General features: G+C 69.9%; 19 protein-coding genes and 1 pseudogene. 11 read left to right on the top strand and 9 right to left on the bottom strand.

Translation table 11 applies throughout. The annotated features are described in order from the left end of the window. Window positions 1-68: 68 nt before the first annotated feature. Window positions 69-698 carry a glutathione peroxidase gene (locus tag FFI97_RS32425; RefSeq protein WP_139705066.1) on the bottom strand — a complete coding sequence of 210 codons (630 nt, stop codon included), beginning with the start codon at window positions 696-698 and terminating at the stop codon, window positions 69-71. A 129-nt stretch (window positions 699-827) separates the two neighbouring features. Here FFI97_RS32425 and FFI97_RS32420 point away from each other — a divergent pair, with 129 nt between their 5' ends. From FFI97_RS32420 to FFI97_RS32410, 3 genes are all read left to right on the top strand, one after another. Continuing rightward, the gene (locus FFI97_RS32420) at window positions 828-1,685 is read left to right on the top strand and encodes a hypothetical protein (RefSeq protein WP_062475258.1); all 858 of its coding nucleotides are present in this window, start codon (window positions 828-830) and stop codon (window positions 1,683-1,685) included. A 97-nt stretch (window positions 1,686-1,782) separates the two neighbouring features. Beyond that, window positions 1,783-2,673 (top strand): RNA polymerase sigma-70 factor, encoded by an 891-nt coding sequence (locus tag FFI97_RS32415; RefSeq protein WP_139705064.1) that lies wholly within the window; start codon window positions 1,783-1,785, stop codon window positions 2,671-2,673. A 104-nt stretch (window positions 2,674-2,777) separates the two neighbouring features. After that, the gene (locus FFI97_RS32410) at window positions 2,778-3,245 is read left to right on the top strand and encodes a carboxymuconolactone decarboxylase family protein (RefSeq protein WP_062475252.1); all 468 of its coding nucleotides are present in this window, start codon (window positions 2,778-2,780) and stop codon (window positions 3,243-3,245) included. 3 nt (window positions 3,246-3,248) lie between these two features. On the opposite strand, the gene FFI97_RS32405 is transcribed toward FFI97_RS32410, so the two are convergent. Both FFI97_RS32405 and glnE read right to left on the bottom strand, forming a co-directional pair. Continuing rightward, complete coding sequence (locus tag FFI97_RS32405) at window positions 3,249-4,364, bottom strand: septal ring lytic transglycosylase RlpA family protein (RefSeq protein WP_139705062.1); 1,116 nt, start codon at window positions 4,362-4,364, stop codon at window positions 3,249-3,251. After that, on the bottom strand, window positions 4,357-7,152 hold the full coding sequence (glnE, locus tag FFI97_RS32400; protein WP_139705061.1) for a bifunctional [glutamate--ammonia ligase]-adenylyl-L-tyrosine phosphorylase/[glutamate--ammonia-ligase] adenylyltransferase: 2,796 nt from the start codon (window positions 7,150-7,152) through the stop codon (window positions 4,357-4,359). The genes FFI97_RS32405 and glnE overlap by 8 nt, the downstream gene beginning before the upstream one ends. Before the next feature lie 25 nt (window positions 7,153-7,177). On the opposite strand from glnE, the pseudogene FFI97_RS32395 reads away from it, so the two are divergent. From FFI97_RS32395 to FFI97_RS32380, 4 genes and pseudogenes are all read left to right on the top strand, one after another. Next, window positions 7,178-11,339, top strand: a pseudogene (locus FFI97_RS32395) (YhdP family protein). After that, entirely contained in the window at window positions 11,336-12,154 is an 819-nt protein-coding gene (locus FFI97_RS32390; protein ID WP_095747289.1) for a carbon-nitrogen hydrolase family protein, read from the top strand. The pseudogene FFI97_RS32395 and the gene FFI97_RS32390 overlap by 4 nt, the downstream one beginning before the upstream one ends. 2 nt (window positions 12,155-12,156) lie before the next feature. Next, a complete protein-coding gene (locus tag FFI97_RS32385; protein WP_139700806.1) occupies window positions 12,157-14,214 on the top strand; it encodes a sensor histidine kinase in 2,058 nt (685 codons plus the stop codon). Window positions 14,215-14,262: 48 nt separating this feature from the next. Next, entirely contained in the window at window positions 14,263-14,889 is a 627-nt protein-coding gene (locus FFI97_RS32380; protein WP_062480799.1) for a response regulator transcription factor, read from the top strand. Window positions 14,890-14,909: 20 nt separating this feature from the next. Here the strand turns inward: FFI97_RS32380 and FFI97_RS32375 are convergent, their stop codons facing one another. From FFI97_RS32375 to FFI97_RS33740, 5 genes are all read right to left on the bottom strand, one after another. Beyond that, window positions 14,910-15,389 carry a 2,4'-dihydroxyacetophenone dioxygenase family protein gene (locus tag FFI97_RS32375; protein WP_062480797.1) on the bottom strand — a complete coding sequence of 160 codons (480 nt, stop codon included), beginning with the start codon at window positions 15,387-15,389 and terminating at the stop codon, window positions 14,910-14,912. Window positions 15,390-15,526: 137 nt separating this feature from the next. Then, the gene (locus FFI97_RS32370; protein ID WP_139700804.1) at window positions 15,527-16,453 is read right to left on the bottom strand and encodes a helix-turn-helix domain-containing protein; all 927 of its coding nucleotides are present in this window, start codon (window positions 16,451-16,453) and stop codon (window positions 15,527-15,529) included. A gap of 136 nt (window positions 16,454-16,589) precedes the next feature. After that, complete coding sequence (locus FFI97_RS32365; protein ID WP_139700802.1) at window positions 16,590-17,147, bottom strand: OmpA family protein; 558 nt, start codon at window positions 17,145-17,147, stop codon at window positions 16,590-16,592. 85 nt (window positions 17,148-17,232) lie between these two features. Next, window positions 17,233-17,892 (bottom strand): OmpA family protein, encoded by a 660-nt coding sequence (locus FFI97_RS32360; RefSeq protein WP_056575284.1) that lies wholly within the window; start codon window positions 17,890-17,892, stop codon window positions 17,233-17,235. A gap of 197 nt (window positions 17,893-18,089) precedes the next feature. Beyond that, window positions 18,090-18,239 carry a hypothetical protein gene (locus tag FFI97_RS33740; protein WP_167395077.1) on the bottom strand — a complete coding sequence of 50 codons (150 nt, stop codon included), beginning with the start codon at window positions 18,237-18,239 and terminating at the stop codon, window positions 18,090-18,092. Here FFI97_RS33740 and FFI97_RS32355 point away from each other — a divergent pair. Further along, a complete protein-coding gene (locus FFI97_RS32355) occupies window positions 18,238-19,386 on the top strand; it encodes a murein transglycosylase A (protein WP_062480787.1) in 1,149 nt (382 codons plus the stop codon). The two genes, FFI97_RS33740 and FFI97_RS32355, sit on opposite strands and share 2 nt — an antisense overlap. 161 nt (window positions 19,387-19,547) lie before the next feature. Next, complete coding sequence (locus FFI97_RS32350; protein WP_139700800.1) at window positions 19,548-21,803, top strand: PhoX family protein; 2,256 nt, start codon at window positions 19,548-19,550, stop codon at window positions 21,801-21,803. Window positions 21,804-21,922: 119 nt separating this feature from the next. Here the strand turns inward: FFI97_RS32350 and FFI97_RS32345 are convergent, their stop codons facing one another. Continuing rightward, entirely contained in the window at window positions 21,923-22,396 is a 474-nt protein-coding gene (locus tag FFI97_RS32345; RefSeq protein WP_062480783.1) for an Lrp/AsnC family transcriptional regulator, read from the bottom strand. A 105-nt stretch (window positions 22,397-22,501) separates the two neighbouring features. Here FFI97_RS32345 and mdeB point away from each other — a divergent pair, with 105 nt between their 5' ends. Together mdeB and FFI97_RS32335 are read left to right on the top strand one after the other, a co-directional pair. Further along, complete coding sequence (gene mdeB / locus FFI97_RS32340; RefSeq protein WP_139700798.1) at window positions 22,502-25,162, top strand: alpha-ketoglutarate dehydrogenase; 2,661 nt, start codon at window positions 22,502-22,504, stop codon at window positions 25,160-25,162. A gap of 74 nt (window positions 25,163-25,236) precedes the next feature. Further along, window positions 25,237-26,013, top strand: coding sequence for a FadR/GntR family transcriptional regulator (locus FFI97_RS32335; RefSeq protein WP_062480778.1), 777 nt, complete (start codon window positions 25,237-25,239; stop codon window positions 26,011-26,013). Window positions 26,014-26,153 lie beyond the last annotated feature (140 nt).

Genomic DNA, 26,153 nt, shown 5'->3' with positions numbered 1-26,153 from the left:
GGTGCCGCCGCACGGTTCCCGTTCGAGTGGTAAACGTTTGTGACTCAAAGTTCACATTGCAGGGCCGGTCAGTCGCCGCTGGGGGCGAGCTGTTTCTCGATCACCTGGATGAAGCCGTTCTCATCGGGCGCCGTCATGCTCGACCACGCCTGCACCACCTTGCCGTCGCGCCCGATCAGGTACTTGTAGAAGTTCCACTTCGGCGTCGTGCCCGAGGCCTGCGCGAGCTGCTTGAACAGCGGGTTGGCGTCGGTGCCGCGCACCGACGACTTGGCGAACATCGGGAATTTCACGCCGAAGGTGCTTTCGCAGAAGTCGGCGATTTCCTTGTTGGAGCCCGATTCCTGGGAGAAATCGTTCGACGGGAAGCCCAGCACCACCAGGCCGCGGGCGCGGTACTTCATGTCCAGCGCCTCCAGCCCCTTGTACTGCGGGGTGAAGCCGCAAAAACTGGCCGTGTTGACCACCAGGACCACTTTTCCGGAGTACTGGCACAGGTTCTGGGGCTTTTCATCCTGCAGCCGCGGGAAGCTGTGCTGCAGGATCGCCGGGCACCCGGCGCCGCCGCCCACCGCGGGCGCAGCAGGGGCGGCGGGGGCCGTCTGGGCACTCGCCGACAGGGCGGCGGACAGGCCCGCCACGAGGGAAAAGGCCGTGGCGCAACGTCGCAGCATCGACAATCGGGCGGGGGTTCGCATGACGGGCTCCTGGATCGAAAAGGGGGGTGTGCATCTATGGCGCGGGCGCGCGCGTAAGCACATCATCGCGCGTCTGTCACGGGCGCGCCAAACGGCCCGACTAAAATCGGCGGCCATTGAAAGACTTTGATGCTCTACCCGGAACTCTTCAGACAACTCGAATCCGTCCGCTGGGACATGGACAAGGACATCCCCTGGCAGTCGTTCGACGCTTCCTTGCTGACTGAAGAGCAGGCGCAGACCATCAAGATGAATGCCATCACCGAGTGGTCGGCGCTGCCGGCCACCGAGATGTTCCTGCGCGACAACCGGCACGATAGCGACTTTTCGGCGTTCATGTCGATCTGGTTCTTCGAAGAGCAGAAGCACTCGCTGGTGCTCATGGAGTACCTGAAGCGCTTCAGCCCGCAGCACGCGCCCACCGAACAGGAGCTGCACGAGGTGCGCTTCGACTTCGACCCGGCGCCCCCGCTCGAAACCCTCATGCTGCACTTCTGCGGCGAGATCCGCCTGAACCACTGGTACCGCCGCGCCGCCCAGTGGCACACCGAGCCGGTCATCAAGCACATCTACACCACGCTGAGCCAGGACGAAGCCCGCCATGGCGGCGCCTACCTGCGCTACATGAAGCGCGCCATGGAAAAGTTCGGCGACGAAGCCCGCGCCGCCTTCACCAAGGTCGGCGTGCTCATGGCCAGCGCGCGCCGCACCGCCCAGGCGCTGCACCCGACCAACCTGCACGTGAACAAGGCGCTGTTCCCGAACGACACCATCCAGAGCCGCATGCCCGATCCCGACTGGCTCGAGCACTGGCTGGACAAGCAGATCAAGTTCGACGCCGGCTGGGAAACCAAGGTCGGCGAGCGCATCCTGCACAACCTGAGCCTGCTGATGAACCGCAGCTTCAAGACCGTGCAGGAGCTGAACCGCTACCGCAAGGAAGTCTCGGCCACGCTAGGCCCCAAGCCCGAGTACCAGGGCGCCTGAGCCGCCCCCGCGACCCGACAAATCGCCCCGCATGCCGGGGCGATTTTTTTTGGGCGCGAGCTGTCACAACGCGGCGACCTCAAACGTCTAATCGGGCATGGACGACCCGACCCTCACCTTCGACAGCCACCGCCGCCGCCTCCAGGGCATCGCCTACCGCATGCTCGGCTCCGTTGCCGAGGCCGAAGAGGTGGTGCAGGACGCCTGGCTGCGCTGGCACGAGGCCGACAAGGCCAGTTTCGACAGCGCCGAAGCCTGGCTCGTGACCGTCGTCACGCGCCTGTCGATCGACCGGCTGCGCAGCGCCAAGGTCCAGCGCGAGCACTACATCGGCCCGTGGATGCCCGAGCCCACCCTCACCGGGTCGCCCGACACGCCCGAGGAAACGCTAGCGCGCGTCGACAACATCTCCGTCGCCTTCCTGGCCGTGCTCGAGCGCCTGGCGCCCGAGGCGCGCGCCGCCTTCCTCATGCGCGAGGTGTTCGACGCCGACTACGACGAGATCGCCCAGACCCTGGGCAAGAGCGAGGCCGCCTGCCGCCAGCTGGTGCACCGCGCCAAGACCCAGGTGCAGGAGGCCCGCCCGCGCTTCCAGGTGTCGCGCGAGACCCACCAGCGCCTGCTGCGCGCCTTCGCCGACGCGGCTGCGCGCGGCAGCATGCAGGACCTGAAGGCGCTGATGGCGGAAGACGTCGAACTCATCGGCGACGGCGGCGGCAAGGTGCAGACCTTCAGCAAGATCCTGCGCGGCAGCCAGCGGCTGGCGCAGCTGTACTTCTCGCTCTGGCGCCGCATGGGCGCCGGCGTGCGCATGGAGCTGGTCGAGCTCAACGGCGAGCCCGGCATGCTGCGCTTTCTCGACGGCGAACTCGAATCGGCCCAGACCTTCGAGATCGAGGGCGAGCGCATCGTGCGCATCCGCGCCCAGCGCAACCCCGACAAGCTGGCGCGCATCGCCCAGCTGTTCGCGGCCAAACGGGGCGCCTGAAGAAAAAATTCGGGCGGCCTGTCACAGGGCCGGTGGCTGGCGCGTCTTCAGGGTGTAGCAAGCAGATTTCGCTGTTTTCCTTCAACCACCCTGGAGTACATCTCATGAGCCAAGCTCCCGCCCTCCGTCTCGCCTGGACCAAGTTCGCCCCCAAGTCCTTCCAGGCCATGATCGCCGTCAACGGCAGCTTCGAGTCGAGCACGCTCGGCAAGGTGCTGATCGACCTCGTCTTTGCCCGCGTCTCGCAGATCAACGGCTGCGCCTACTGCCTGGACATGCACGTGCGCGACCTGCGCGTGCAGGGCGAAGACTGGCAGCGCATCAACAGCCTCGCCACCTGGCGCGAGGTGAGCCTCTTCAACGAACGTGAGCGTGCGGCACTCGACTGGGCCGAAACGCTCACGCGCCTGGCCGACCACCACGCCGATCGCGATGCCGAGTTCGAAGCCCTGAAGGCCGTGTTCAGCGACCAGGAAATCGTCGAGCTCTCGCTCGCCGTGGCGCAGATCAACGCCTGGAACCGCCTCGGCGTGGGCCTGCGTTCGCAGGTCGTGGCCAAGGCGATGCCCTGAACCTCAGCGCCGCTCGACCACCATCGGCGCGATGCGCAGGTTGTCGCGCAGCTGCGTGACGGCCTCGCCCGCCGCATTGCGCGACGGGAACGGACCGGCCTGCAGGCGGTGCGTGCCGGCTTCGCTGAACACGCGCAGCTGCGGTGCCAGCGTGGGCAGGCCGCGCGCGGCCTGGCTTCTCAGGGTCTCGGCGCCGTCGCGTTCACGGAACGCGCCGAGCTGCACCCAGAAACCGGCGGCAGCGGAAGAGGGCGCCGATGGCGCCGATGACGTGGCCGGCGCGGCGAGCGGGGCCAGCGGCGCAAGGTCGGTCACCACCATCGCCTCGCGCGGCCCGGCCGGGGCCTCGGGTTCCGACGGTGCCGCGGCCATCACCGGCGTCTGCGGTGCCACGGGCATCGTCGCGGCGGGGGCTGCAGCGGCGGTCATCGCGACCGGCGCGACCCAGGCCGATGGCACGGCCACTGGCGCCGCCGCCACCCGGACGGGCGCAGGCGCAGGCGCAGGCGCCGCGGCATAGGCCGTGCCCGCATCGCGGCGCCAGGCGCCGGTGCGGATGTCCTCGTTGGTGATGCGCTCGATCTCCACCGGCGCCACGCCGCGCAGCAGGTCGAGCTTCAGCGCCGCCGTGTAGCTCAGGTCGATCACGCGGCCGTCCACGAAGGGGCCGCGGTCGTTCACGCGCACGATCACCTCGCGGCCGTTGGCCGGGTTGCGCACGCGCACGTAGCTCGGCAGCGGCAGCGTCTTGTGCGCGGCCGTCATGGCGTACATGTCGTAAGGCTCGCCGCTGGCGGTCGAGGCTGCATGGAACTTGCGGCCGTACCACGAGGCGATGCCCGATTCGCGGAACGGCCGGTCGTCGGTGATCGGCACGTAGCCGCGACCCAGCACCGTGTACGGCTTGCTGGTGCCGCCGCTGCTGCGGATCGCCTCGATGCGGGGTTCGGCATCGGGCACGCGGTCGAGGTCCGACGGGATGTTGCTGCCGGGGCCGTCGCGGCCACTGGCGACGCCGCCGCCACTGCTGCGCGGTCCGCTGGCGCAGCCGGCCAGCACGAGCGCCGCGGCCAGGGCACAGGCCGTCAGCGTGCGGGAGGCGAGGGCGCGGTCAGCCAAAGACCGCCTTCCACAAGGCCAGCATGGCGTCGCGTTCGGCGCTCAGGGCGGGCGGCGTGACCTGCGTGGGCTCTTCGTTCAGGCGTGCGGTGTGCTGCACGCGGCGCAGCTCGCGGTAGGCGGTGGCGGCGTTGCGGCCCACGCCTTCGGGCAGCAGCCCGGCCTGTTCGGCGCGCAGCAGCAGCGCGATGTTGCCCAGGTTGGGAATCAGCTCGGGGTGCGCGCCCGAAGCCGACAGCACCAGGAACTGCACCGCGAACTCGGCATCGACCATGCCGCCGGGGCTGTGCTTCACGTCGAAGCGGTCGGCCTTCACGGGACGGGCGCCGCGCAGCTTGTTGCGCATGCCGATGATCTCGGCCTTCAGCGCCTCGCGGTCGCGCGGCGCCACCAGCACGGCCTCGCGCACCTGGTCGAAGCGCGCGCCCAGCTCGGCGCCGTGGTCGGCGCTGCCCAGCACGAAGCGCGCGCGCGTCATGGCCTGGTGCTCCCAGGTCCACGCGGTGTTGCTGCCGCGACCGAGCTGGTACTTTTCGTAGGCCTCGAAGCTGGTGGTGAGCAGGCCCGAGTTGCCGTTGGGCCGCAGTGCGGTGTCGATCTCGAACAGGTCGCCCTCGCGCGTCTTCACCGTGAGCCAGTTGATGAGCTTGCGCACGTAGGCCGCATAGACCTCGCCGGCGCGCTCGTCGTCGTCGTCGTAGACGAACACGATGTCCAGGTCGCTGCCGTAGCCCAGCTCTTTGCCGCCCAGTTTCCCGTAGCCGATGATCGCGAACTGCGGCACCTCGCGGTGCCGGTTGCGCACGTGCGGCCAGCACCAGCGCGCGGTCACGCGCAGCGTGGTGTCGGCCAGCGCGCTCAGGTCGTCGGCCACCTGCTCGACGGTGATGCGGCCATCGACGTCGCGCGCCAGCGTGCGGAACACCTCGGCGTGGTGGGCGTGGCGCAGCAGGTTCAGCAAACGCTCTTCGTCGGCCTCGCCGGTGCGGGTGAGCGAGGTGTGGCGCGCTTCGAGTTCGCGCTCGAATTCGTCGGCGATGAAGCGGCCCGAGAGCATTTCGTCGCTCGCGAGCTCGTCGATCACGCCCGGGTGCTGCATGAGGTAGCGCGCCGGCCATTTCGCGGCGCCCAGCAGGCGCAGCAGGCGCTCCTGCACGGCGGGGCGTTCGACCAGCAGCGCCAGGTAGCTCTCGCGGCGCATCAGCGGCTCGATCCAGTCGGCCCAGCGCATGGCGGCATCGACGTGGCGCGGCGTCTGTCCCGCGCCCTCGCCGTCGGGCTCCTTCAGCCACTGGCCGGTGCGTTGCACCAGCTGGCGCAGGCGGCCCCGGGTTTCCTCGCGCAGGGCGAGCACGCGCGGCGTCTCGCACCAGTCGCGGATGCGCTCGGCGAACACGGGCGGCAGGTCGTCGAGCAGGTCGACCAGGTCGGCGGGCGCCGCGGCCTTCTTGCCGTTGCACTTGCCGTTGCAGGGCTTCTCGCCGCCCAGCAGCTTGTCGAACTCCTGGGCCACGAACTCGCGGTGCGTGTCGAGCTGTTCGAGGAAGGGGCAGCAGTCGGCGTAGCCCATCGACTGCGCGATCCAGCGCAGGTCGTCGTCGTTGACCGGCAGCACATGGGTCTGCTGGTCGTCCAGGTACTGGATGCGGTGCTCCACGCGGCGCAGGAACTCGTAGGCCGCGGCCAGCGTGTCGGCCGTGTCCTGCGGCATGAGGTTGGCGCGCGCCAGCCGTTGCAGCGCGTCGAGCGTGGGGCGCGTGCGCAGCTCGGGAAACTGGCCGCCGCGCACCACCTGCAGCAGCTGCACGGTGAATTCGATTTCGCGGATGCCGCCGCGCGAGAGCTTCACGTCGTTGGCGCGCTCGGGGCGTCCGGCGCTGCGGCGCGCCGACTGCTCGCGGATCTGGCGGTGCAGGATGCGCAGCGAGTCGAACACGCTGTAGTCGAGGTAGCGGCGGAACACGAAGGGCAGCACCACGTTGCGCAGCGCCTGGGCCTGGCCGCCGAGCACCACGGCGCGCGGCGCGACCACGCGGCTCTTCATCCAGGCAAAGCGCTCCCATTCGCGGCCCTGCACCTGGAAATATTCTTCGAGTGCGTCGAGCGAGACCACGCTCGGCCCCGAGTTGCCGTTGGGCCGCAGCGCCAGGTCGACGCGGAACACGAAGCCGTGCTCGGTCACGTCGCCCACCAGCGCATAGATGCGCTTCACGGCCCGCGCAAAGTATTCCTGGTTCGACAGCTTGCCGCGCCCGTCGGCATCGCCGGCCGTGTCGCCGTCCACGTCGTACAGGTAGATGAGGTCGATGTCGCTGGACACATTGAGCTCGCGCGCGCCGAGCTTGCCCATGCCGATCACCCACAGCTGCGAGCGCTGGCCTTCGGGGCCGAGCGGCGCGCCGTGCTGGGCGTCGAGTTCATGGCAGGCGTCCTGGCAGGCGATGTCCAGGGCCAGTTCGGCCAGCTCGGTCACGGCGGTGGTCACCACCGCGAGCGGGGCCTGCTGGTCGCAGTCGAGTGTGACCAGACGTTCCATCGTGAGCTGGCGCACGATGCGCAACGCATCGCCCACGGCCACGCCGCGTGCGCGCAGGGCGTCGTAGGCGACGGTCATCGATTCGCGCCGGGGCTCGCCGGGCGGCAGCAATTCGAGCTCGGCCGCATAGCGGCGGCGCAGCCGCTGGACGAATCGGGAACTGGAAGAAAACGCGGAAGGCGTCGGATTGGATGGCAACTGATTCACACTGGTGTGGGTTGGCGCGGAACCCGGCTCTAGGCTGGCGGTCATAATTCCCGACACAGCGCGATCCTCAATGAACGACACGGCGTCTTCCCCTTCACGTCTGCTCCAAATCACCGCTGTGACAGCGCGCTGGCTATTGGGTCTGCTCTTCGCTGCGTGGCTTCTGCTGGCGCTGTCAGTCGTGGTCCTGCACGCGTGGATTGTGCCGCGAATCGGCGATTTTCGCGGTGCACTCGAGGCGCAGGCTAGCAAGGCCATCGGTGTCCCGGTGCGCATCGGCGCCATCACCGCCCGCTCCGAAGGGCTATTTCCGGCCTTCGAATTGCGCGACGTGGTGCTGCAGGACGCAGACCAACGCGAGGCCCTTCGCCTCGTGCGGGTGGTGGCGAGCGTGTCGCCGCGGTCGCTGTGGCGCCTGAATTTCGAGCAGCTCTATATCGAGGGCCCGCAGCTCGACGTGCGCCGCGACACTCAGGGAAAACTCCATGTGGCTGGATTGCACATGGAGACCGACACGACCGGAGAAACCCGCGCCGCCGACTGGTTTTTCGCGCAGCGCGAGTTCGTCATCGAAGGCGGCACCGTGCGCTGGACCGACGAGCAGCGCGGCGCCGAACCCCTGCTGCTGACCGACGTGCGCTTCGTGTCCCGCAACGGTGCGCGCCGCCACGGCCTGCGGCTGGACGCCACGCCGCCGGCCGGCTGGGGCGAGCGCTTCACGCTGCGCGGCCAGTTCCGCCAGCCGCTGCTGTCGCTGCGCAGCGGCCACTGGCAGACCTGGGACGGCCAGCTCTATGCCGACCTGCCCTACATCGACGTCACGCGCCTGGGCCAGTACGTCTCGCTCGACGCGCGCATCCGCGAAGGCAACGGCGCGCTGCGCCTGTGGGCCGACGTGGACGACGGGCGCATCGTCGGCGGCGCGGCCGACCTGGGGCTGAACCGCATCGACGCCTCGCTCGGCAAGGGGCTGCAGCCGCTGGTGCTGCGCGCCGTCACCGGCCGGCTGGCGGGACAGATGAACGCGGACACCTTCGAGTTCTCGACCACCGCATTGCAGTTCGACACCGTCGACGGCCTGCGCTGGCCCGGCGGCAACCTGTGGCTGCAGCACACGCCGGCCAAGGGCCGTACGCCCGAGCACGGCGCGCTGAAGGCCGACCGGCTCGACCTCGCGGCGCTGGCGCTCATCGCCGACCGCCTGCCGCTGGGCGAGGCCACGCACCGCGTGCTGGGCGCCTACGCGCCGCGCGGGCTGGTCGAGCGCATCGACATGAACTGGCAGGGCGCGCCCGACGCGATCGCGCGCTACCAGGCCAAGGGCCGGGTCAGCGGCCTGCGCGTCGCCTCGCAGCCGGCGCCGGCCGCCACCGCCCAGCACCCCGGCGCCGGCCGGCACGCCCGCCGCGCCGCCGCGCGTGCACCCCGGCACCCCCGGCCTCAGCGGCGCCACGCTCGACTTCGACGCCAGCCACACCGGCGGCACCGCCACGCTGGCCATGGCCAAGGGCACGCTCGAGTTCCCCGGCGTGTTCGAAGACCCGGTGATCCCCATCGACCGGCTCTCGACCCAGCTGCAGTGGAAGCTCGACAACGGCGCCATGCAGGTGCAGGTGTCGAAGCTGCGCTTCGCCAACGCCGACGCCGAGGGCGAGGCCGAAGCCCACTGGCGCACCAGCGACCCGGCCACCTCGAGCAGCCGCGCGCAGCACCCCGGCGTGCTCGACCTGCAGGGCAAGCTCACGCGCGCCGACGGCACCCGCGTGTTCCGCTACCTGCCGCTCGACATTCCGCAGCACACGCGCGACTACGTGCGCGAGTCGGTCGTCAAGGGCACCGCCAGCACGGTCGATTTCCGTGTGCGCGGCGACCTGCACGACATGCCCTTCATGGACCCGAAGCAGGGCGAGTTCCGCATCGCGGCCAAGGTGTCGGACGTGCACTACGCCTACGTGCCGCCCTCGCTCGCGGCCTCCGCCGCCGCGCCCGCGACCCCGGCGTCGCGCACCGGCCCGCCCGCCGCGCCGCCGCCCGTGTGGCCGGCGCTCACCGGCGTGTCGGGCGAGCTGGTGTTCGAGCGCGCGGGCATGCTGGTGCGCAATGCGCGCGGGCGCATTGCCGGCGCGCCCGGCGTCGAGGTCACGAAGGCCGAGGCGCAGATCGCCGACATGTCACACCACGCCGCGCTGCTGCGCGTCGATGCGCAGGCCAAGGGCCCGCTGGGCGAGGTGCTGCGCGCCGGCGCGCCGCTGGCCGGCGAGGCCGGGCCCTTCCTGCAGCGCGCGCGCGCCACCGGCTCGGCCGACTACAAGCTGCGCCTCGATCTCCCGCTGGAAAACGTCAACAGCACCAAGGTGCAGGCCACCGTGACGCTGGCCGACAACGAGCTGCAGGTGGTGCCCGAGGCGCCGCCGTTCACGCAGGCGCGCGGCACGCTCAACTTCACCGACACCGGCTTCTCGCTGGCCGGCGTGCAGGCCCGCCTGCTGGGCGGCGAGGTGCGCGTCGAAGGCAAGGGCCGCTTCAGCGGGCCGCAGCGCGAACTGGCGCTGAAGGCGCAGGGCACGGCCAGCGCCGAAGGCCTGCGCGGCGCGCGCGAGGTCGACTGGCTCGCGCGCCTGGCCAAGCACGCCACCGGCAGCGCGCCCTACGCCGCCACCTTCTCGATGCGTGACGACACGCCCGAGTTCTCGCTCACCAGCAGCCTGCAGGGGCTGGCGCTGGCGCTGCCCACGCCGCTGGTCAAGACGGCCGAAGAGCTGATGCCGCTGCGCATCGAGAAGAAGGTGCTGGCGCGCGACGCCCGCCGCGCCACGCAGGACCAGCTGACGCTCGAGCTCGGCCGCGTCGGTTCGGTGCAGTACGTGCGCGAGCTGTCGGCCAACGGCCAGGCGCACGTGCTGCGCGGCGGCATCGGCATCGGGCTGGCGCCCGGCGAGACGGCACTGCCGCCCGACCGCGGCGTGTTCGCCAACGTCAACGTGGCCAAGCTCGACATGGGCGCCTGGCAGACGCTGGTGGGCACCGCCGCGGTGGTCGGCGGCGGCGAGCGCGCCGACGATCCCGACCTGGCCTACCTGCCCACGCGCATCGCGGTGCGCGCGCAGCAGCTGGGCATCGCGGGGCGCACCCTGCACAACGTGGTGCTCGGCGGCACGCGCGAAGGCGCGCTGTGGCGCGCCAATGTCGACGCCTCCGAGCTCAGCGGCTACGCCGAGTACAGCCACAGCCAGGCCGGCCGGCTCTATGCGCGGCTCGCGCGCCTGAAGATCGCGCCGGCCGAGGCCACGCAGGTCGAGACCCTGCTCGACGAGCAACCCGGCACCCTGCCGGCGCTGGACATCGTGGTCGACGACTTCGAGCTGCTCGGCAAGCGCCTGGGCCGCGCCGAGATCGACGCCGTCAACCGCGGCGGGCGTGAATGGCTGCTCAACAAGCTCGCCTTCAGCGTGCCCGAGGCCACCTTCACCGCCAAGGGCACCTGGGCCGCGCCGGCGGGCGGCGGCGCAAGCGCCGGCCAGCGCCGCACCACGGCCATGAACTTCAAGCTCGACATCGCCGACGCCGGCGACCTGCTCACGCGCTTCGGCATGCCGGGCGTGCTGCGCCGCGGCAAGGGGCGGCTCGAGGGCGAGGTGAACTGGCGCGGCTCGCCGTTCTCTCTCGACTACCCCAGCCTGGGCGGCCAGCTGCAGGTCGACGTGGAGCAGGGCCAGTTCCTCAAGGCCGACCCGGGCCTGGCCAAGCTGCTGGGCGTGCTGAGCCTGCAGGCGCTGCCGCGCCGGCTCACGCTCGACTTCCGCGACGTGTTCAGCCAGGGCTTCGCCTTCGACTTCATCCGCGGCGACGCAAAGATCAACAAGGGCATCGCCAGCACCAACAACCTGCAGATGAAGGGCGTGAACGCCGCCGCGCTCATGGACGGCTCGGCCGACATCGTGCGCGAGACGCAGAACCTGCGCGTCGTGGTGGTGCCCGAGATCAACGCCGGCACGGCCGCGCTGGTGGCCACGGCCATCAACCCGGCCATCGGCCTGGGCACCTTCCTCGCGCAGTGGGTGCTGAGCAAGCCGCTCGCGGCAGCCGCCACGCAGGAGTTCCACGTCGAAGGCACCTGGGCCGACCCCAAGATCGCCAAGGTGCCGCGCTCGCTGCAGCTGCTGCCCGGCCTGCCGGGTGGATCGACATCCACGGGCGCCAGCGAAGGCAAGAAAACGGAGACCACGCAATGAAAGTCGCAGCCATCCAGATGGTGTCCGCCATCGCCCGCGAAGCCAACCTCGTGCGCGCCCATGCGCTGCTCGGGCAGGCGGCGCGCGACGGCGCCGAGCTTGCGGTGCTGCCCGAGTATTTCTGCATGATGGGCGCGCGCGACACCGACAAGCTCGGCCTGCGCGAAACTGCCGGCGCCGGCACGGTGCAGGGCTTCCTGGCCGACGCGGCGCGCGAGTTCGGCCTGTGGATCGTGGGCGGCACGCTGCCCATCGAGAGCGACGACGCCGACCACGTCTTCAACAGCTCGCTGGCCTTCTCGCCCGAAGGAAAGTGCGTGGCGCGCTACGACAAGATCCACCTGTTCTTCTTCGACAACGGCACCGAGCGCTACGACGAGCGCCGCGTCATCGCGCCCGGCGCGCAGCCCGTGGTGTTCGAGCTGCCCTCGCGCGACGGCCACGCCTGGCGCGTGGGCATGAGCGTGTGCTACGACCTGCGCTTTCCCGAGCTGTACCGCGCGCTGGCGGGGCAGGGCGCTGACCTGCTGCTGGTGCCCAGCGCCTTCACGCGCACGACCGGCGCCGCGCACTGGGAGGTGCTGCTGCGCGCGCGCGCCATCGAGAACCTGGCCTGGGTGGTCGCGCCCGCGCAGGGCGGCACGCACGAGAACGGCCGCCAGACCTGGGGCCAGTCGCTCGTCATCGACCCCTGGGGCACGGTGGTGGCGCAGCAGGCCGCCGAAGAGGGCGTGGTGCTGTTCGACCTCGACGCCCGGCAGGTCGAGCGCACGCGCGCCCAGCTGCCCGCGCTGTCGCACCGCGTGCTCGCCTGACGATGGCCGACGAGGCGCTCGAGGTTTCCGCACCGCCGCAGCGCCGGGCCTGGGTCGTCGCCTTCGCGCGCCTGCGCTCGCTGTGGAAGCGCTGGTTCCTCTGGCTGCTGCTGGCGGTGCTGGTGTCGGCGCTGCTGGTCACCGTCGTGTGGCTGGCCGGCCGGCATGAGGTCGAGCAGGTGCAGGCGGCATTGGAGCGCGACACCGCCGACGCCGTCGTCGACCTGCGCAGCGGCCTGCAGCGCAACGCCCAGAGCCTGCGCGCCACGCTCGCGCCGGGCATGGAGCGCACGCACTGGGCCGACCGCGCGGCGGCGCAGCTGCGCGAGCACCGCGAATGGCTGCGGCTCGAGTGGCGCGATGCGCAGCTGCAACCCATCGAGGCCGTGAACACGCCCTACCGCACGCGCATCCTCGAAGAGAGCAACCGCGGTCCCGCGCAGGCCGACGTGGCGCAGGCCTGCGCCACCGCGCGCAAGGCCGGTGCGCCCGCCTATTCGCCCAGCCACTACGTGCCCGTGGCCGGCGGCGGCGGCGTCGAGGTGATGGAGCTGTGCCTGCCGATGGACGCCGGTGACTACCTGGTGGCCAGCTATTCGCTGCGCGACACGCTGGTCGAGCTGGTCGGCCCCACGCTCACGCGCGGGCAGGAGGTCGCCTTCACCGAGGCCGACGGCACGCGGCTGGTGGCGCTGGGCACCTCGCGGCGCATCGGCACGCGCGTGTTCACCTCGCAGCAGCGCATCGACCTGCCGGGCGCCTCACTCATGCTGCGCGTGGACGGCTGGCGCGCCGCGCCCGACCTGTTCCCGAACATGCTCACGGCGCTGGTCACGGCGATCTCGATCGCGCTCGTGTCGGTGCTGATCCTGCTGGCGCGCGACACCCGCCGCCGCCTGCGCGCCGAGCGCGACCTGGCCGACGCGCTGGCCTTTCGCAAGGCGATGGAAGACTCGGTCATCACCGGCCTGCGCGCGCGCGACCTGCAGGGGCGCATCACCTACGTCAACCCGGCCTTCTGCGAAATGGTCGGGTTCACGCCCGAAGAGCTCATGGCCGACAGCGTCGAGGCGCCCTACTGGCCGACCGAGCTGGCGCACGAGTACCACCTACGCCAGACGCGCCGCTTCGCGGGCGGCCTGCCGCCGCGCGAGGGCTTCGAGTCGGTCTTCATGCGCAAGGACGGCACGCGTTTTCCGGTGCTCATCTTCGAGGCGCCGCTGATCAACGCGCACAAGGTGCAGACCGGCTGGATGAGCGCCTTCATCGACGTGAGCGAGCAGCGCCGTGTCGAGGAACTCTCGCGCGCCAGCCAGGAGCGCCTGCAGGCCAGCGCGCGGCTGGCCACCGTGGGCGAGATGGCCTCGCTGCTGAGCCACGAGCTCACCCAGCCGCTGGCCGCCATCGCCAGCTACGCCACCGGCTCGCTCAACCTGATCGGGCCCGAGGCGCGCGGCGAGCAGGCCGAGGTGGCCATGGCCGTGAAGCGCATCGCCGAGCAGGCCGACCGCGCGGGCCAGGTGATCCGCAGCGTGCACGACTTCGTGCGCCGGCGCGACCGCATGCGCGAGGCCGTGGCGCCGCAGGCGCTCATCGACGCCGTGCTGCCGCTGGTGCGCTTGCAGGCGCGCAAGCTCGACGTGACGATCGAGATCGTGTGCGAAGAGCGCCTGCCCGCCGTGGTGTGCGACCGCACGCTGGTCGAGCAGGTGCTGCTGAACCTGGCGCGCAACGCCATGCAGGCCATGGACGGCGCCGACCACGCGCCCGGCAGCCGCGTGCTGCGCCTGCGCGTGGCGCGCGCCCTGCCGGTGGGCGCCACCGTGCCGGCCGACGGCCGGCGCTGGCTCGAGTTCTCCGTGGCCGACCTGGGCTGCGGCATCAGCGAGGAGGTGGCGGCGCGCCTGTTCACGCCCTTCTTCACCACGCGCCCCGACGGCATGGGCCTGGGCCTGAGCCTGTGCCGCACCGTGGTGGAGCAGCACGGCGGCGCGCTGATGTTCGAGCCCAACCGCCCCCGGGGCACCGTCTTCAGGTTTACCCTTCCCGCTGCGGGATAGCCGCCTTTTTCTCTTCTTCGTTTTCTCTGTTCCGCTGGACCTCATGGCATGCAACCGCTGATCGATGGCTTGATCTTTATCGTGGACGACGACGCCAGCGTGCGCGAGGCGCTGGCCTGGCTGCTGCGTTCGCGCCGCCTGGCCAGCGAGCACTTCGGCAGCGCCGAGGCCTTCGAGCAGTACCTGGACGAGGCGCCGCTGCCCGACCAGCCGCGCTGCCTGCTGCTGGACGTGCGCATGCCCGGCATGAGCGGGCTGGTGCTGTTTGACCGGCTGGCCGAACGCGGCCTGCTGGCCGAGATGCCGGTGATCTTCCTGACCGGCCATGCCGACGTGCCCACCGCCGTCGAGGCGGTCAAGCGCGGGGCCTTCGACTTCTGCGAGAAGCCGTTCTCGGACAACGCGCTGGTCGACCGCATCGAGCAGGCGCTGGGCATGTCGCAGCGCGCGCTCGAGGTGCAGCGCGTGCGCCGCGGCCTGGCCGACCGCATCGCCGAGCTGACCGACCGCGAGCGCGACGTGATGCGCCTCGTGGTCGAGGGCCTGCCGAACAAGCTCATCGCCGACCAGCTCGCGATCAGCGTGCGCACGGTGGAGGTCCACCGGGCGCGCGTGTTCGAGAAGATGGAAGTGAAGTCGGCGGTGGAGCTGGCCAACCGCCTGCGCGACCTCTAGCCCGCACCGCAGGTCGGGCCTCAGCTGTGCACGTGCTGCGCCGCGCCGTCGCGCGTGGCCATCTCCAGCATGCTGCGGCCGTCAACGATGCCGACGACGTTGCCGTCCTCGCCCAGCCCGGCAATCGCGCCCTCGAACACGCAGAACAGCACGCAGCCGCCGTCGGAGCGCGGCTGGTGGATGTCGCCGGCGGGCTCGTGCATGTAGTCGCCGGGGCGGCCGATGTCGTTGCGCTCGTAGTAGATGTCGCCCTCGAGCACGATCACTTCGATGGCGCCCAGGTGATGGTGGACCGGTGCCTCGGTGCCGGGATCGACCTTCAGCAGGCAGGTGAAGCCGCCGCTGCGCCGGTTGATGCTCAGCAGCTTGTAGGCCACGCCGGGCATGACCCACGGCTTCCACGGATAGCGCTCGAGCTTCTGGAAATGCGGGTACGGCAGCGTGATGCGCGCATGGGCGGCGCTGGCGGGCGGCGTGGCTTTCAGGGCGGTCAGGGTCATGGTGTCTCCGTGGGTGATGCGGCCGGGATCGGCCTGCGAAGCCAGTCTAGGAGCGGCTTCTCACGCCATGGCCTGTTGGCCCGAACGAAGCACGGGATGTCGAAAGTGGCGCGCTTTTGCGCAAGTTGCTGCGCGGTTCAGCGCATGCGGCGGTAGGCGCCCGGCGCCACGCCGAGGAAGGCGCGGAAGCGCGTGGAGAAGTACGCGGGGCTGCCAAAGCCCATGCGCTTGGCGACGGCCTCGATGGGCAGGTCGCTGGTGCGCAGCAGTTCGGCGGCGCCTTCCAGGCGGCGGCGCAGCAGGTACTGGTAGGGCGCCATGCCGCTGGCCGCCTTGAAGCTGCGGATGAAGTGGTCCTGCGACAGGTGCACCAGCGCGGCCAGGTCGGCCAGGCTCAGCGGCGTGGCCAGGTGCGCGTCGATGTGCTCGGTCACCCGGCGCAACTGCTGTGGGGTCAGGGCCGGCTGCCGGCGCGCGCCCTCCGTGTGCAGCAGCGCACCGCGGCCCGACGCGGAGTGGCGTCGCACGAGGTGATGGGCCAGCAGGTGCTGGCTCTGCGAGAGCAGCAAGGAATCGGGGCTCAGGGGCACGGCGCCGTACAGCTCCACCTCGCTCACCAGCATCTGGAAGAAGCCTTGCAGCCACGGGTCGCGGATCGCGAAGAAGGGGTCGATCTCCACCGCCGGCCCGAGGCCTTCCTCGGCGGCGACGCGCGCGATCAGCGCCTGGCCGATGTACAGGTGCACCACGCCGCAACGCCCGCCGATCTCCCATTCGGTGCCGTCGCAGGGGATGAAGCTCACGCTGCCTAGCCGCGAGCGCGAGGCGACGAGCTTGCCGCGCTCGTACTTGCGCACCGCCGTGCTGCCGTTCTCGTGCAGCACCAGCACGTGATGCGCCGCGCCGTGGAAGGGCAGCCAGCACGCGTCCTGCTGCCAGCGGGCGGCGAACAGCTGGTCGCCGCCTGTCACGAGGTAGTTCGGGCGCGCGCCGGTGCCCTCGGCAATGATGTCCGGCGCGAAATGGGATGCGACGTGCGATGGGGCCGGCGCGAAGGCGTTCATCGGAGTTTCCTCTCGTGTCCGCCCGGCGCGCGGTGCGCGCGCCGCGTGCAGGCCGCGCGATGTTAGGGCCGGCGGTGCCGTGCCCTCATGCGGGATTTCCTCACGGTGCCGCGCGCCGTGCGCGCAGCACCTGCGCTCAGATCTTCTCGGCGACGAAGATTTCGACGCGGCGGTTCTGCGCGCGGCCGGCGGCCGTGCCGTTGTCCGCCAGCGGCTCGCGCGAGCCGCGGCCGTCGGTGGTGATCACGGTGGTCGACACGCCGCGGCCCACCAGGTGGTTGCGCACGCTGTCGGCGCGGCTCACCGAGAGGCGTTCGTTGCCTTCCTCGCTGCCCGTGCTGTCGGTGTGGCCGACCACGCGCAGGCTGGCGGTGGTGGCGCTCTTCAGGCCTTCGGCGACCTTGTCCAGCACCTGCGCCAGGTTGCGCTTGACGTTGGCGCGGCCGGTGTCGAACGAGAGTTCATTCGGAATCACGACGTGAAGCTGGTTGTCGGCGGTCTGCGAGATCACCACGCCGGTGCCCTTGGTGGAGCTTTCGAGCTCGGCCTTCAGCGCGTCCAGGCGGGCGGTCCAGCTGTTGGCCGGTGCGGCCTGCTGTGCGGCCGGTGCTTCGGCCGGCGGGGTCGACGATGCGCACCCCGCGATGAACAACACAGCGGCCATCGCCGCACTAGACACAACAAACTTCCTCATGAATTTTCCCTCTGCTTGGACCAATGAAAACGGGTGCGGGAACCGGCCGTTCGATGCGGCGGCCGGTTTCCCGCTGGGGCTGCGATCAGCCGCGCGGTGCGCGCTCGCCCACGTAGATCTCGACGCGGCGGTTCTGTGCCCGGCCGGCGTCGCTGTTGTTGTCGGCCACCGGCTCATGCGAGCCACGGCCTTCGATGCGGAACGCCGCGGCGCTCACGCCGCGTGCCACCAGGTAGTCGCGCGTGCTGGCGGCGCGGTCCACCGACAGCGGGTTGTTGATGGCGTCCGAGCCGGTGCTGTCGGTGTGGCCGATGATGCGCACCTCGGCGTTCGGGTTGTTGCGCAGGCCGTTGGCGAACTGGTCGAGCACGGGCGCGAAGTTCGACTTGATGTTGGAGCGGCCCACGTCGAACGACACGTCGCTCGGAATGGCGAGCTTGAGCTCGTTGTTCGCCGTCTGCGTCACGGCCACGCCGGTGCCCTGGGTGGCGGCTTCCATCTGGCGCTTCTGGTTTTCCATGCGCTGCGACCACAGGTAGCCGCCGAGTGCGCCGGCCGCCGCACCGACCACCGCGCCCGTGCCGATGGCACCGCGGTTGCCGCCGGTGGCCGAGCCGATGGCGGCGCCGCCGAGCGCGCCGATGCCGGCACCGATGCCGGTGTTGCGCTGGGTGTCGGTCATTCCGCCGGCACAGCCGGACAAAACGAGGGCAGCTGCGGTGGTTGCAAGAACGAACTTTTTCATGGCGATCCCTTTCAAGGTTGAATCAAGCGGGCCACAGCTTAGCCCCCGGCGGGTATGCGATGGTACGTGCTCAAAGCCCTACGGAAAATAAGAAAACTTTCGCCATCGCCCGTGAATGCTGCGATGATTGCTACTAAAGTTGTAGCAATAGGGTGCTTGTCCGACAGTGGGCCGCGCCGTGTGGCTACACGAGCAATTCACACTTTGGGCGGCGAATCCTTGTCCTCACGCTCGGCGTCGGGGTCGTCATGCAATTCACCCTTGTTGCGCCCGGAAAACATGGTCCACCAGATGATCAAGATCAGGACGAGTCCCGCGGCGAGGGCTTCAAGCAGAATCAAACCCATGAGAAATGGACTCCAGTGGCTGGTCGGGCTTGCGATCGTAGCAACGCTTGCCGGCTGTTCCCTCGGCCCCCGCGCCCCCGACACCCCCACCCGACCCACCGTCACCCCGCCGCGCGACCTCGGTCCGCTGACCGGATCGCTCGCGCATCCGAAAAGCCGCTGGGTGCCCGTGGGCTGGTCCGAGCTGCCGGGCTTCAGCGAAGACCCGCTGCACGAGGCATGGATCGCGCTGCTGGCCAACTGCGCGCGCCCCAACGCCGCCTTCGCGCCGCTGTGCCGCGAGGTGCGCCAGCTGGCCATCGCCACGCCCGAAGAGCAGCGCCGCTGGATGACCGACCGGCTGCAGCCCTACCGCGTCGAATCGCTCGCGGGCCAGAGCGAAGGCAAGCTCACCAGCTACTACGAGCCCGTGTACGAAGCCTCGCGCGTGCCCTCGGCCGGCTTCAGCGTGCCGCTGTACCAGGCGCCCGACGGCCTCGTGCCCAAGCGCCCCTGGTTCACGCGCCAGGAAATCGAGACCCTGCCCGAGGCCCAGGCCGCGCTGCGCGGTCGCGAGATCGCCTGGATGGCCGACCCCATCGACGCGCTGATGCTGCACATCCAGGGCTCGGGCCGCTTGCGCATCACCGAGGCCAACGGCTACCAGCACACCGTGCGCGTGGCCTATGCGGCCACCAACGAGCAGCCGTATCGCAGCGTGCAGCAGTGGTTGATGAGCCAGGGCGTCGCCAAGGTCGGCAAGTGGCCCGACGACACCAAGGCCTGGGTGGCGCAGAACCCGCAGCGCGTGTCGCAGCTGCTGTGGAGCAATCCGCGCTACGTGTTCTTCCGCGAAGAGACGATGAGCGAGCTCGACGCCGCCTTCGGCCCGCGCGGCGCGCAGGGCGTGCCGCTGACGGCAGGGCGCTCCATCGCGGTCGATCGCGAGAGCATTCCCTACGGCACGCCGGTGTGGCTCGCCTCGAACGGCCCGACCGCGCAGCTGCAGAAGCTGGTGGTGGCGCAGGACACCGGCAGCGCCATCCTGGGCGCCGTGCGCGCCGACTACTTCGCCGGCACCGGCGCCGAGGCCGGACGGCTGGCCGCGAGCGTGAACCAGCCGCTGCGGCTGTGGGCGTTGTGGCCGAGGCAGTTGCCGGCGCCCTGAGGGGCGCAGCGTCCGCGCTGCCATGTGTGGCGCGGGCGTGAAGGTTTTTTGACGAAATCTCGCCGTACCCCAACCAGCGGCCGAGCGTTTCACAGGCATGTCATGCGAAGTGCCTAACTTCGCGGGCTGGTTTCAATCCCAACCCACGAAAGATATTGCGCATGACCGCAAACACCCGCACGGACGCCAACGGCGTCGATCTCGACGATGTCGGCACCAACGATTCCCCGAACCCGTCCTTCACCGACCTGGTCGCGTCGCGCCTGAGCCGCCGCCATCTGTTCGGCCTGGGCGTCGGTACCGCCGGCACCGCACTGCTGCAGGCCTGCGGCGGCGGCAGCGGTGGTGGCACCGCGTTCCCGATCCTTCCGCCCGCACCGGCCCCCGCGCCGGCGCCGGCTCCCGTCCCGGCCCCCTCGCCGATGAAGCTGGGCTTCAACGCCGTCGCGAAGAGCCTCGACGACGTGGTCACTGTGCCCGCCGGCTACACCGCCAGCGTGCTCTATCGCCTGGGCGATCCGATCGCCGCCGGCGTGGCCGCGTACAAGAACGACGGCACCGACGATCCAGTCACCTACGATCGTCGTGCCGGCGACCACCACGACGGCATGACCTTCTTCGGCATGAACGCGAGCAACAAGTGGGACGCGGCCAACCCTTCGCGCGGTCTGCTGGTGATGAACCATGAAGCCATCACGCCGCTGTTTCTGCATCCCAAGGGGCAGACCATCTCCGGTACCGCTGTGGCTGCGGTTCGCACCAGCACTGACGAAGTGCTGCGCGAGTTCTACCTGCACGGCGTGAGCGTGATCGAGGTCAACAAGAGCGGCAACGCCTGGAGCTACAAGCAGGATTCGAGCTTGAACCGCCGCGTCCACACGCTGACGGAAATGACCTTCTCAGGCCCGGCCGCCAAGACCGACTACCTGAAGACCAAGTACTCGACCGACGGCAGCAAGACCCGCGGCACGCTCAACAACTGCGCCAACGGCACCACGCCCTGGGGCACGTACCTGACCTGCGAAGAGAACTGGGCGGGCTACTTCCGCCGCATCACGGCCAACGACGATGCCAAGCGCAGCGTCAAGGAGCTGGCTTCCTTCAAGCGCTACGGTATCGGATCGAAAAACTCCAACGGTGTCGACACCGCGACGGGGCGTGAACTGTGGGCCACGCCGACGCCTGACACCAGCGATGACCTCTACGGCCGCTGGAACACCGAGGTCCTTGGCGCCTCCGCCGTCGCCGACTACCGCAACGGCCACAACACCTACGGCTGGGTGGTCGAGATCGATCCGTTCAACCCGACGAGCACGCCGAAGAAGCGCACCGCCCTCGGCCGCTTCGGCCACGAAGGCGCCTGCCTCGGCCCGGTCGTGGTCGGCAAGCCGCTGGTCTGGTACATGGGCGACGACTCGCGCAACGAGTACATCTACAAGTTCGTCTCTACCAAGAACTGGGACGCGGCCGACATCGGCGGCGGCATCGCCGCGGGCGACAAGTACATGGATGACGGCCGCCTCTACGTGGCCAAGTTCAACGCCGACGGCACGGGCGTGTGGCTCGAGTTGAAGCTCGGCGTGAACGGCATCACCTCCAGCAATTCGACCTACGCCTTCGCCGATGCCGCCGACGTCGTGACCAACGCCCGCCTGGCCGCCGACGCCGCGGGCGCGACCAAGATGGACCGCCCCGAGTGGGCCGCCGTCAATCCGAAGACCGGCGATGTCTACGTGACGCTGACCAACACCAATGCCAGCGCGCGCCCGATCGGCAGCACCGACGCGGCCAACCCTCGCTTCTACAACGACAAGAAGGGCGCGGCCGACCAGAAGGGCAACCCCAACGGTCACATCGTGCGCTTTGCGGACGACAACGCCGACCCGACCTCGCTGAGCTTCAAGTGGGACGTGTACCTCTTTGGCGCGCGCTCGACGGCCTCGGCCGACGTCAATCTCTCGCAGCTCACGGCCGACAACGACCTGTCCAGCCCCGATGGCATGTGGTTCAGCCAGGCCGCGCCCGGCCTGCTGTGGCTCGAGACCGACGACGGCGCCTACACCGACGTCACCAACTGCATGCTGCTGGCGGCTCTGCCTGGCAAGGTGGGCGACGGCGGCGCGAAGGCGATCACCAACGTCGACGGCGCCACCACCCGCACGCAGAACACCTTCGTGGGCAAGGCGCCCGGCACGGATGGTCTGCGCCGTTTTCTGGTCGGTCCGAAGGACTGCGAGATCACCGGCATCGCCGAATCGGGCGACGGTCGCGCGCTGTTCGTGAACATTCAGCACCCCGGTGAAGACACGAAAGATGTCGCGGTGCCGAACAGCCACTGGCCGGACGGCGGCACGTCCCGCCCGCGCTCGGCCACCGTGGTCATCACCAAGAACGACGGCGGCCTGATCGGCCTGTAACCGCCCTCAACCCCCTTCGGGAAACACCGTGGAACCGGCTCTGCCGGGCCACTGGTGTTGCCCCCGGCGAGGGGGTTGGCGCAGCGACACGAAGTGCGCGAAGCCTGGGGGAGTACCAACTACAACGGCGCTGCTGGCAACGGCAGCGCCGTTTTGTATCTCACCTGCTTGAGCGCAAAGCTCGAGCGAATCTTCTCGATCCCTGGAATCGGCGTGAGCTGCTCCATGATGAAGCGCTCCAGCGCCGCCATGTCGGCCACGGCGATGCGGATCAGGTAGTCGCTGTCGCCGGTCATCAGGTAGCACTCCATCACCTCGTCGTGCTCGGCGATGCGCTGCTCGAAGTCGGCCAGCGACTGCTTGCTCTGCGTGGTCAGGCTGATCGAGATGAACACGTTGAGCCCCAGGCCCAGCGCCTTGGCGTTTGCCAGCGCCACGTAGCGGTCGATCACGCCGCTGGTCTCCAGCACCTTCACGCGCGCCAGGCAGGGCGAGGGCGACAGGTGCACGCGGCGCGCCAGTTCGACGTTCGACAGGGCGCCGTCGCGTTGCAGCTCGTCGAGAATGCGCAGGTCGATGGCGTCGAGTTCCATGAAATTCCGTGAAGCGCTTGGGTCGCGGCATTTTATGCTTGCGAATAGCCATGAAGTCGCAGGTGCCGGTAGCTAATTTTCCGCAAGGCGGCTTAAAGTGCTGGCATGAACGCCCCGATCTCCGCCGACCAGATGCGCGCCCTGTTGCTCGACACGCCGCCGTCGCACGACCCCGACCCCGAAGAGACCGCCGAATGGCGCGACGCCTTCCTGGCGCTGGCGCAGACGCAAGGTCCGCAGCGCGCGCGCCAGATGCTGGCCGAGCTGGCGCGCCTGGCGCGGCAGCAGCGCATCGGCTGGCAGCCCGAGCTGGCCACGCCGTACGTCAACACCATCGCCGCGGCCGACCAGCCGCCGTTCCCGGGTGACCTTGCCGTCGAGGAAAAGCTCGCCTCGCTCATGCGCTGGAACGCGCTCGCCATGGTGGCCAAGGCCAACCAGGCGTATGGCGAACTCGGCGGCCACATCGCCAGCTATGCGAGCGCGGCCGACCTGTTCGAAACCGGCTTCAACCACTTCTTCCATGCACGCAGCCCGGCGCACCGCGGCGACCTCGTGTTCTTCCAGCCGCACAGCGCGCCCGGCGTGTATGCGCGGGCGTACCTGGAAGGACGCCTGAGCGAAGAAGACCTGAACCACTACCGCCAGGAACTCACCGCACCGGCCTTCACCGACGGCAGCGGCGCGCGCGGCCTGTGCAGCTACCCGCACCCGTACCTGATGCCGGACTTCTGGCAGTTCCCCACCGGCTCGATGGGCATCGGCCCCATCAGCTCGATCTACCACGCGCGCTTCATGCGCTACCTCACGCACCGCAACCTGCTGAACTGCGAAGGCCGCAAGGTCTGGGGCGTGTTCGGCGACGGCGAGATGGACGAGCCCGAATCGATGAGCGCGCTGACGCTCGCCGCGCGCGAAAAGCTCGACAACCTCGTGTGGGTCGTCAACTGCAACCTGCAGCGCCTCGATGGCCCGGTGCGCGGCAACGGCCGCATCATCGACGAGCTCGAGAAGCTCTTCGCCGGCGCTGGCTGGAACGTCGTCAAGCTCGTGTGGGGCAGCGACTGGGACGGCCTGTTCGCGCAGGACGTGAGCGGCGCGCTCGCGCGCGTGTTCGCCGAAACCGTCGACGGCCAGATGCAGACCTTCGCCGCGAAGGACGGCCGCTTCAACCGCGACAACTTCTTCGGCCAGAACCCCGAGCTCGCGCGCCTGGCCGAAGGCATGACCGACGAGCAGATCGACCGCCTGAAGCGCGGCGGCCACGACCTCGTGAAGATCCACGCCGCCTACGCCGCCGCTGCTGCGCACAAGGGCCAGCCCACCGTCATCCTGGCCCACACCAAGAAGGGCTACGGCATGGGCAGCGCCGCGCAGGGCAAGATGACCACGCACTCGCACAAGAAGATGGGCGACGTCGACTTGCTCGAGTTCCGCGACCGCTTCAACCTGCCGCTCACCGACGCGCAGGCCACCGCGATGGACTTCTACCGCCCGGCCGAAGACAGCGCCGAGATGCGCTACCTGCGCCAGCACCGAGAAGCGCTCGGCGGCGCCATGCCGCGCCGCGAGACCGCCTGCGACGTCGTGCCCAAGCCCGACATCGCGGCCTACGCGCAGTTCGCCACGGCCGCCGCGGGCAAGGAGATGAGCACCACCATGGCCTTCGTGCGCATGCTGGGCAACCTCATGAAGGACAAGGCGCTGGGCCCGCGCATCGTGCCCATCGTGGCCGACGAGGCGCGCACCTTCGGCATGGCCAACCTGTTCAAGCAGGTCGGCATCTATTCGAGCGTGGGCCAGCGCTATGCGCCGGAAGACATCGGCTCGGTGCTGAGCTACCGCGAAGCCACCGACGGCCAGATCCTCGAAGAGGGCATCAGCGAAGCCGGCGCCATCGCCAGCTGGACGGCCGCGGCCACCAGCTACAGCGTGCATGGCCTGGCGATGCTGCCGTTCTACATCTACTACTCGATGTTCGGCTTCCAGCGCGTGGGCGACGCCATCTGGGCGGCGGCCGACCAGCGCGCGCGCGGCTTTTTGCTGGGCGCCACGTCGGGCCGCACCACGCTCGGCGGCGAAGGCCTGCAGCACCAGGACGGCAGCAGCCACCTCGTGGCCGCGACGATTCCCAACTGCAAGGCCTACGACCCGGCCTTCGCGGGCGAGATGGCCGTCATCGTCGACGCGGGCATCCGCGAGATGATGGTCGAGCAGCAGGACGTGTTCTATTACGTCACGCTCATGAACGAGAACTACGCACAGCCCGATCTGCCGGCCGGCGCCGAGGCCGACATCCTGCGCGGCTGCTACCGCTTCGGCACGTATGCGCCGGCATCGGGCAAGGCGAAGCAAAGCGTCACGCTGCTGGGCTCGGGCGCGATCCTCACCGAGGTCATCAAGGCCGCGCAGCAGCTGGCCGACGAAGGCATCGCGGCCGAGGTGTTCAGCGTCACGAGCTGGAGCGAACTCGCGCGCGACGGCCAGGCCTGCGAGCAGCGCGCGCTGGCCGGCGAGAAAGACGCCGGCACGCCCTTCGTCGCGCAGCAGCTCGGCAAAGGCGGCAAGGCCCCGATCGTGGCCGCCACCGACTACGTGCGCGCTTTGCCCGAGAGCGTGCGTGCCTTCCTGCCAGAAGGTCGCCGCTACCTCACGCTGGGCACCGACGGCTTCGGTCGCAGCGACACGCGCGCCGCGCTGCGCGGTTTCTTCGGCGTGGACGCAGCGAGCATCGCGCGGGCCGCGCGGCACGCGCTCGGCGCCTGACGCCAGCGCGGCCATGCGGCGTGACGGTGCGGTGCCTGCGTTAGAGTCGCAGGCCCCACCGCCCTCCCGCGCCCATGACCCCCCGTTTCCAGTCCCTTGCCCCCGCCGTCCGCCTGGCCGACCAGGTGGCGGAAGCGCTCGTGGCCGAGGTGCGCAGCGGGCGCCTGTCGGAAGGCGACCGGCTGCCCACCGAGACCGCGTTGGCCACGCAGTTCGGCGTGAGCCGCACGGTGGTGCGCGAGGCGGTGTCGCGGCTGAAGTCGCTCGGGCTGGTCGATTCGCGACAGGGCAGCGGCGTGTACGTGCGCGCTGCTGGCGTGGAGCCGCTGCGCTTCGAGATGCCGCATGTGGCCTCGCGCGAAGCGGTGGTGCAGATGGTCGAGCTGCGCCGCGCGCTCGAGGCCGAGGTGGCCGCGCTCGCGGCCGAGCGCCGCACGCCCGAGGACATGCTGCGCATCCGCGACGCCATCGATGCGTTGCACGCGGCGGTGTCGATGGGTGGCAACGGGGCCGACGAGGACGTGCGCTTTCACCGCGCCATCGCCGAGGCCGCGCGCAACCCCTTCCTCATCGGGACGCTGCAGTACCTGCGGCAGTTCCTGCATGGCGCCACCCGCGTCACGCGCGCCAACGAGGCGCGCCGTGCCGACTTCGTGCGCGAAGTGGCGCAGGAGCACGCGCGCATCGTCGAGGCCATCGACGCCGGCGACCCGCTGGCCGCGCGCGAAGCCGCCAAGGCCCACATGGACAACGCCATCCGCCGCATCGAGCAGGCCGACCCGGCCTTCTGGCAGCAGGAAGGCGCCCAGCTCGCCCGACCCCTGGTCGAAGGCTGGCCTGCGGGCAAGTAAGCCCACGCTTACGGTTTTCTGAAGAGGGCAAAATGTGCGGGTTATCCCGTATCCGGGAGCTTGTCTTAAATTTGTATGATGACCTGACAAGTAAGGGGCGACCGCGCCGCAGGGTGACGGGACGGCCCCGTTTTTTCATC

Origin of the sequence: Variovorax sp. KBS0712 (assembly GCF_006323185.2) — a bacterium.
GTDB lineage: Bacteria > Pseudomonadota > Gammaproteobacteria > Burkholderiales > Burkholderiaceae_C > Variovorax > Variovorax boronicumulans.
The sequence above is the reverse complement of the archived record's forward strand: the minus strand, read 5'-3'. Positions and strand labels throughout refer to the sequence as shown.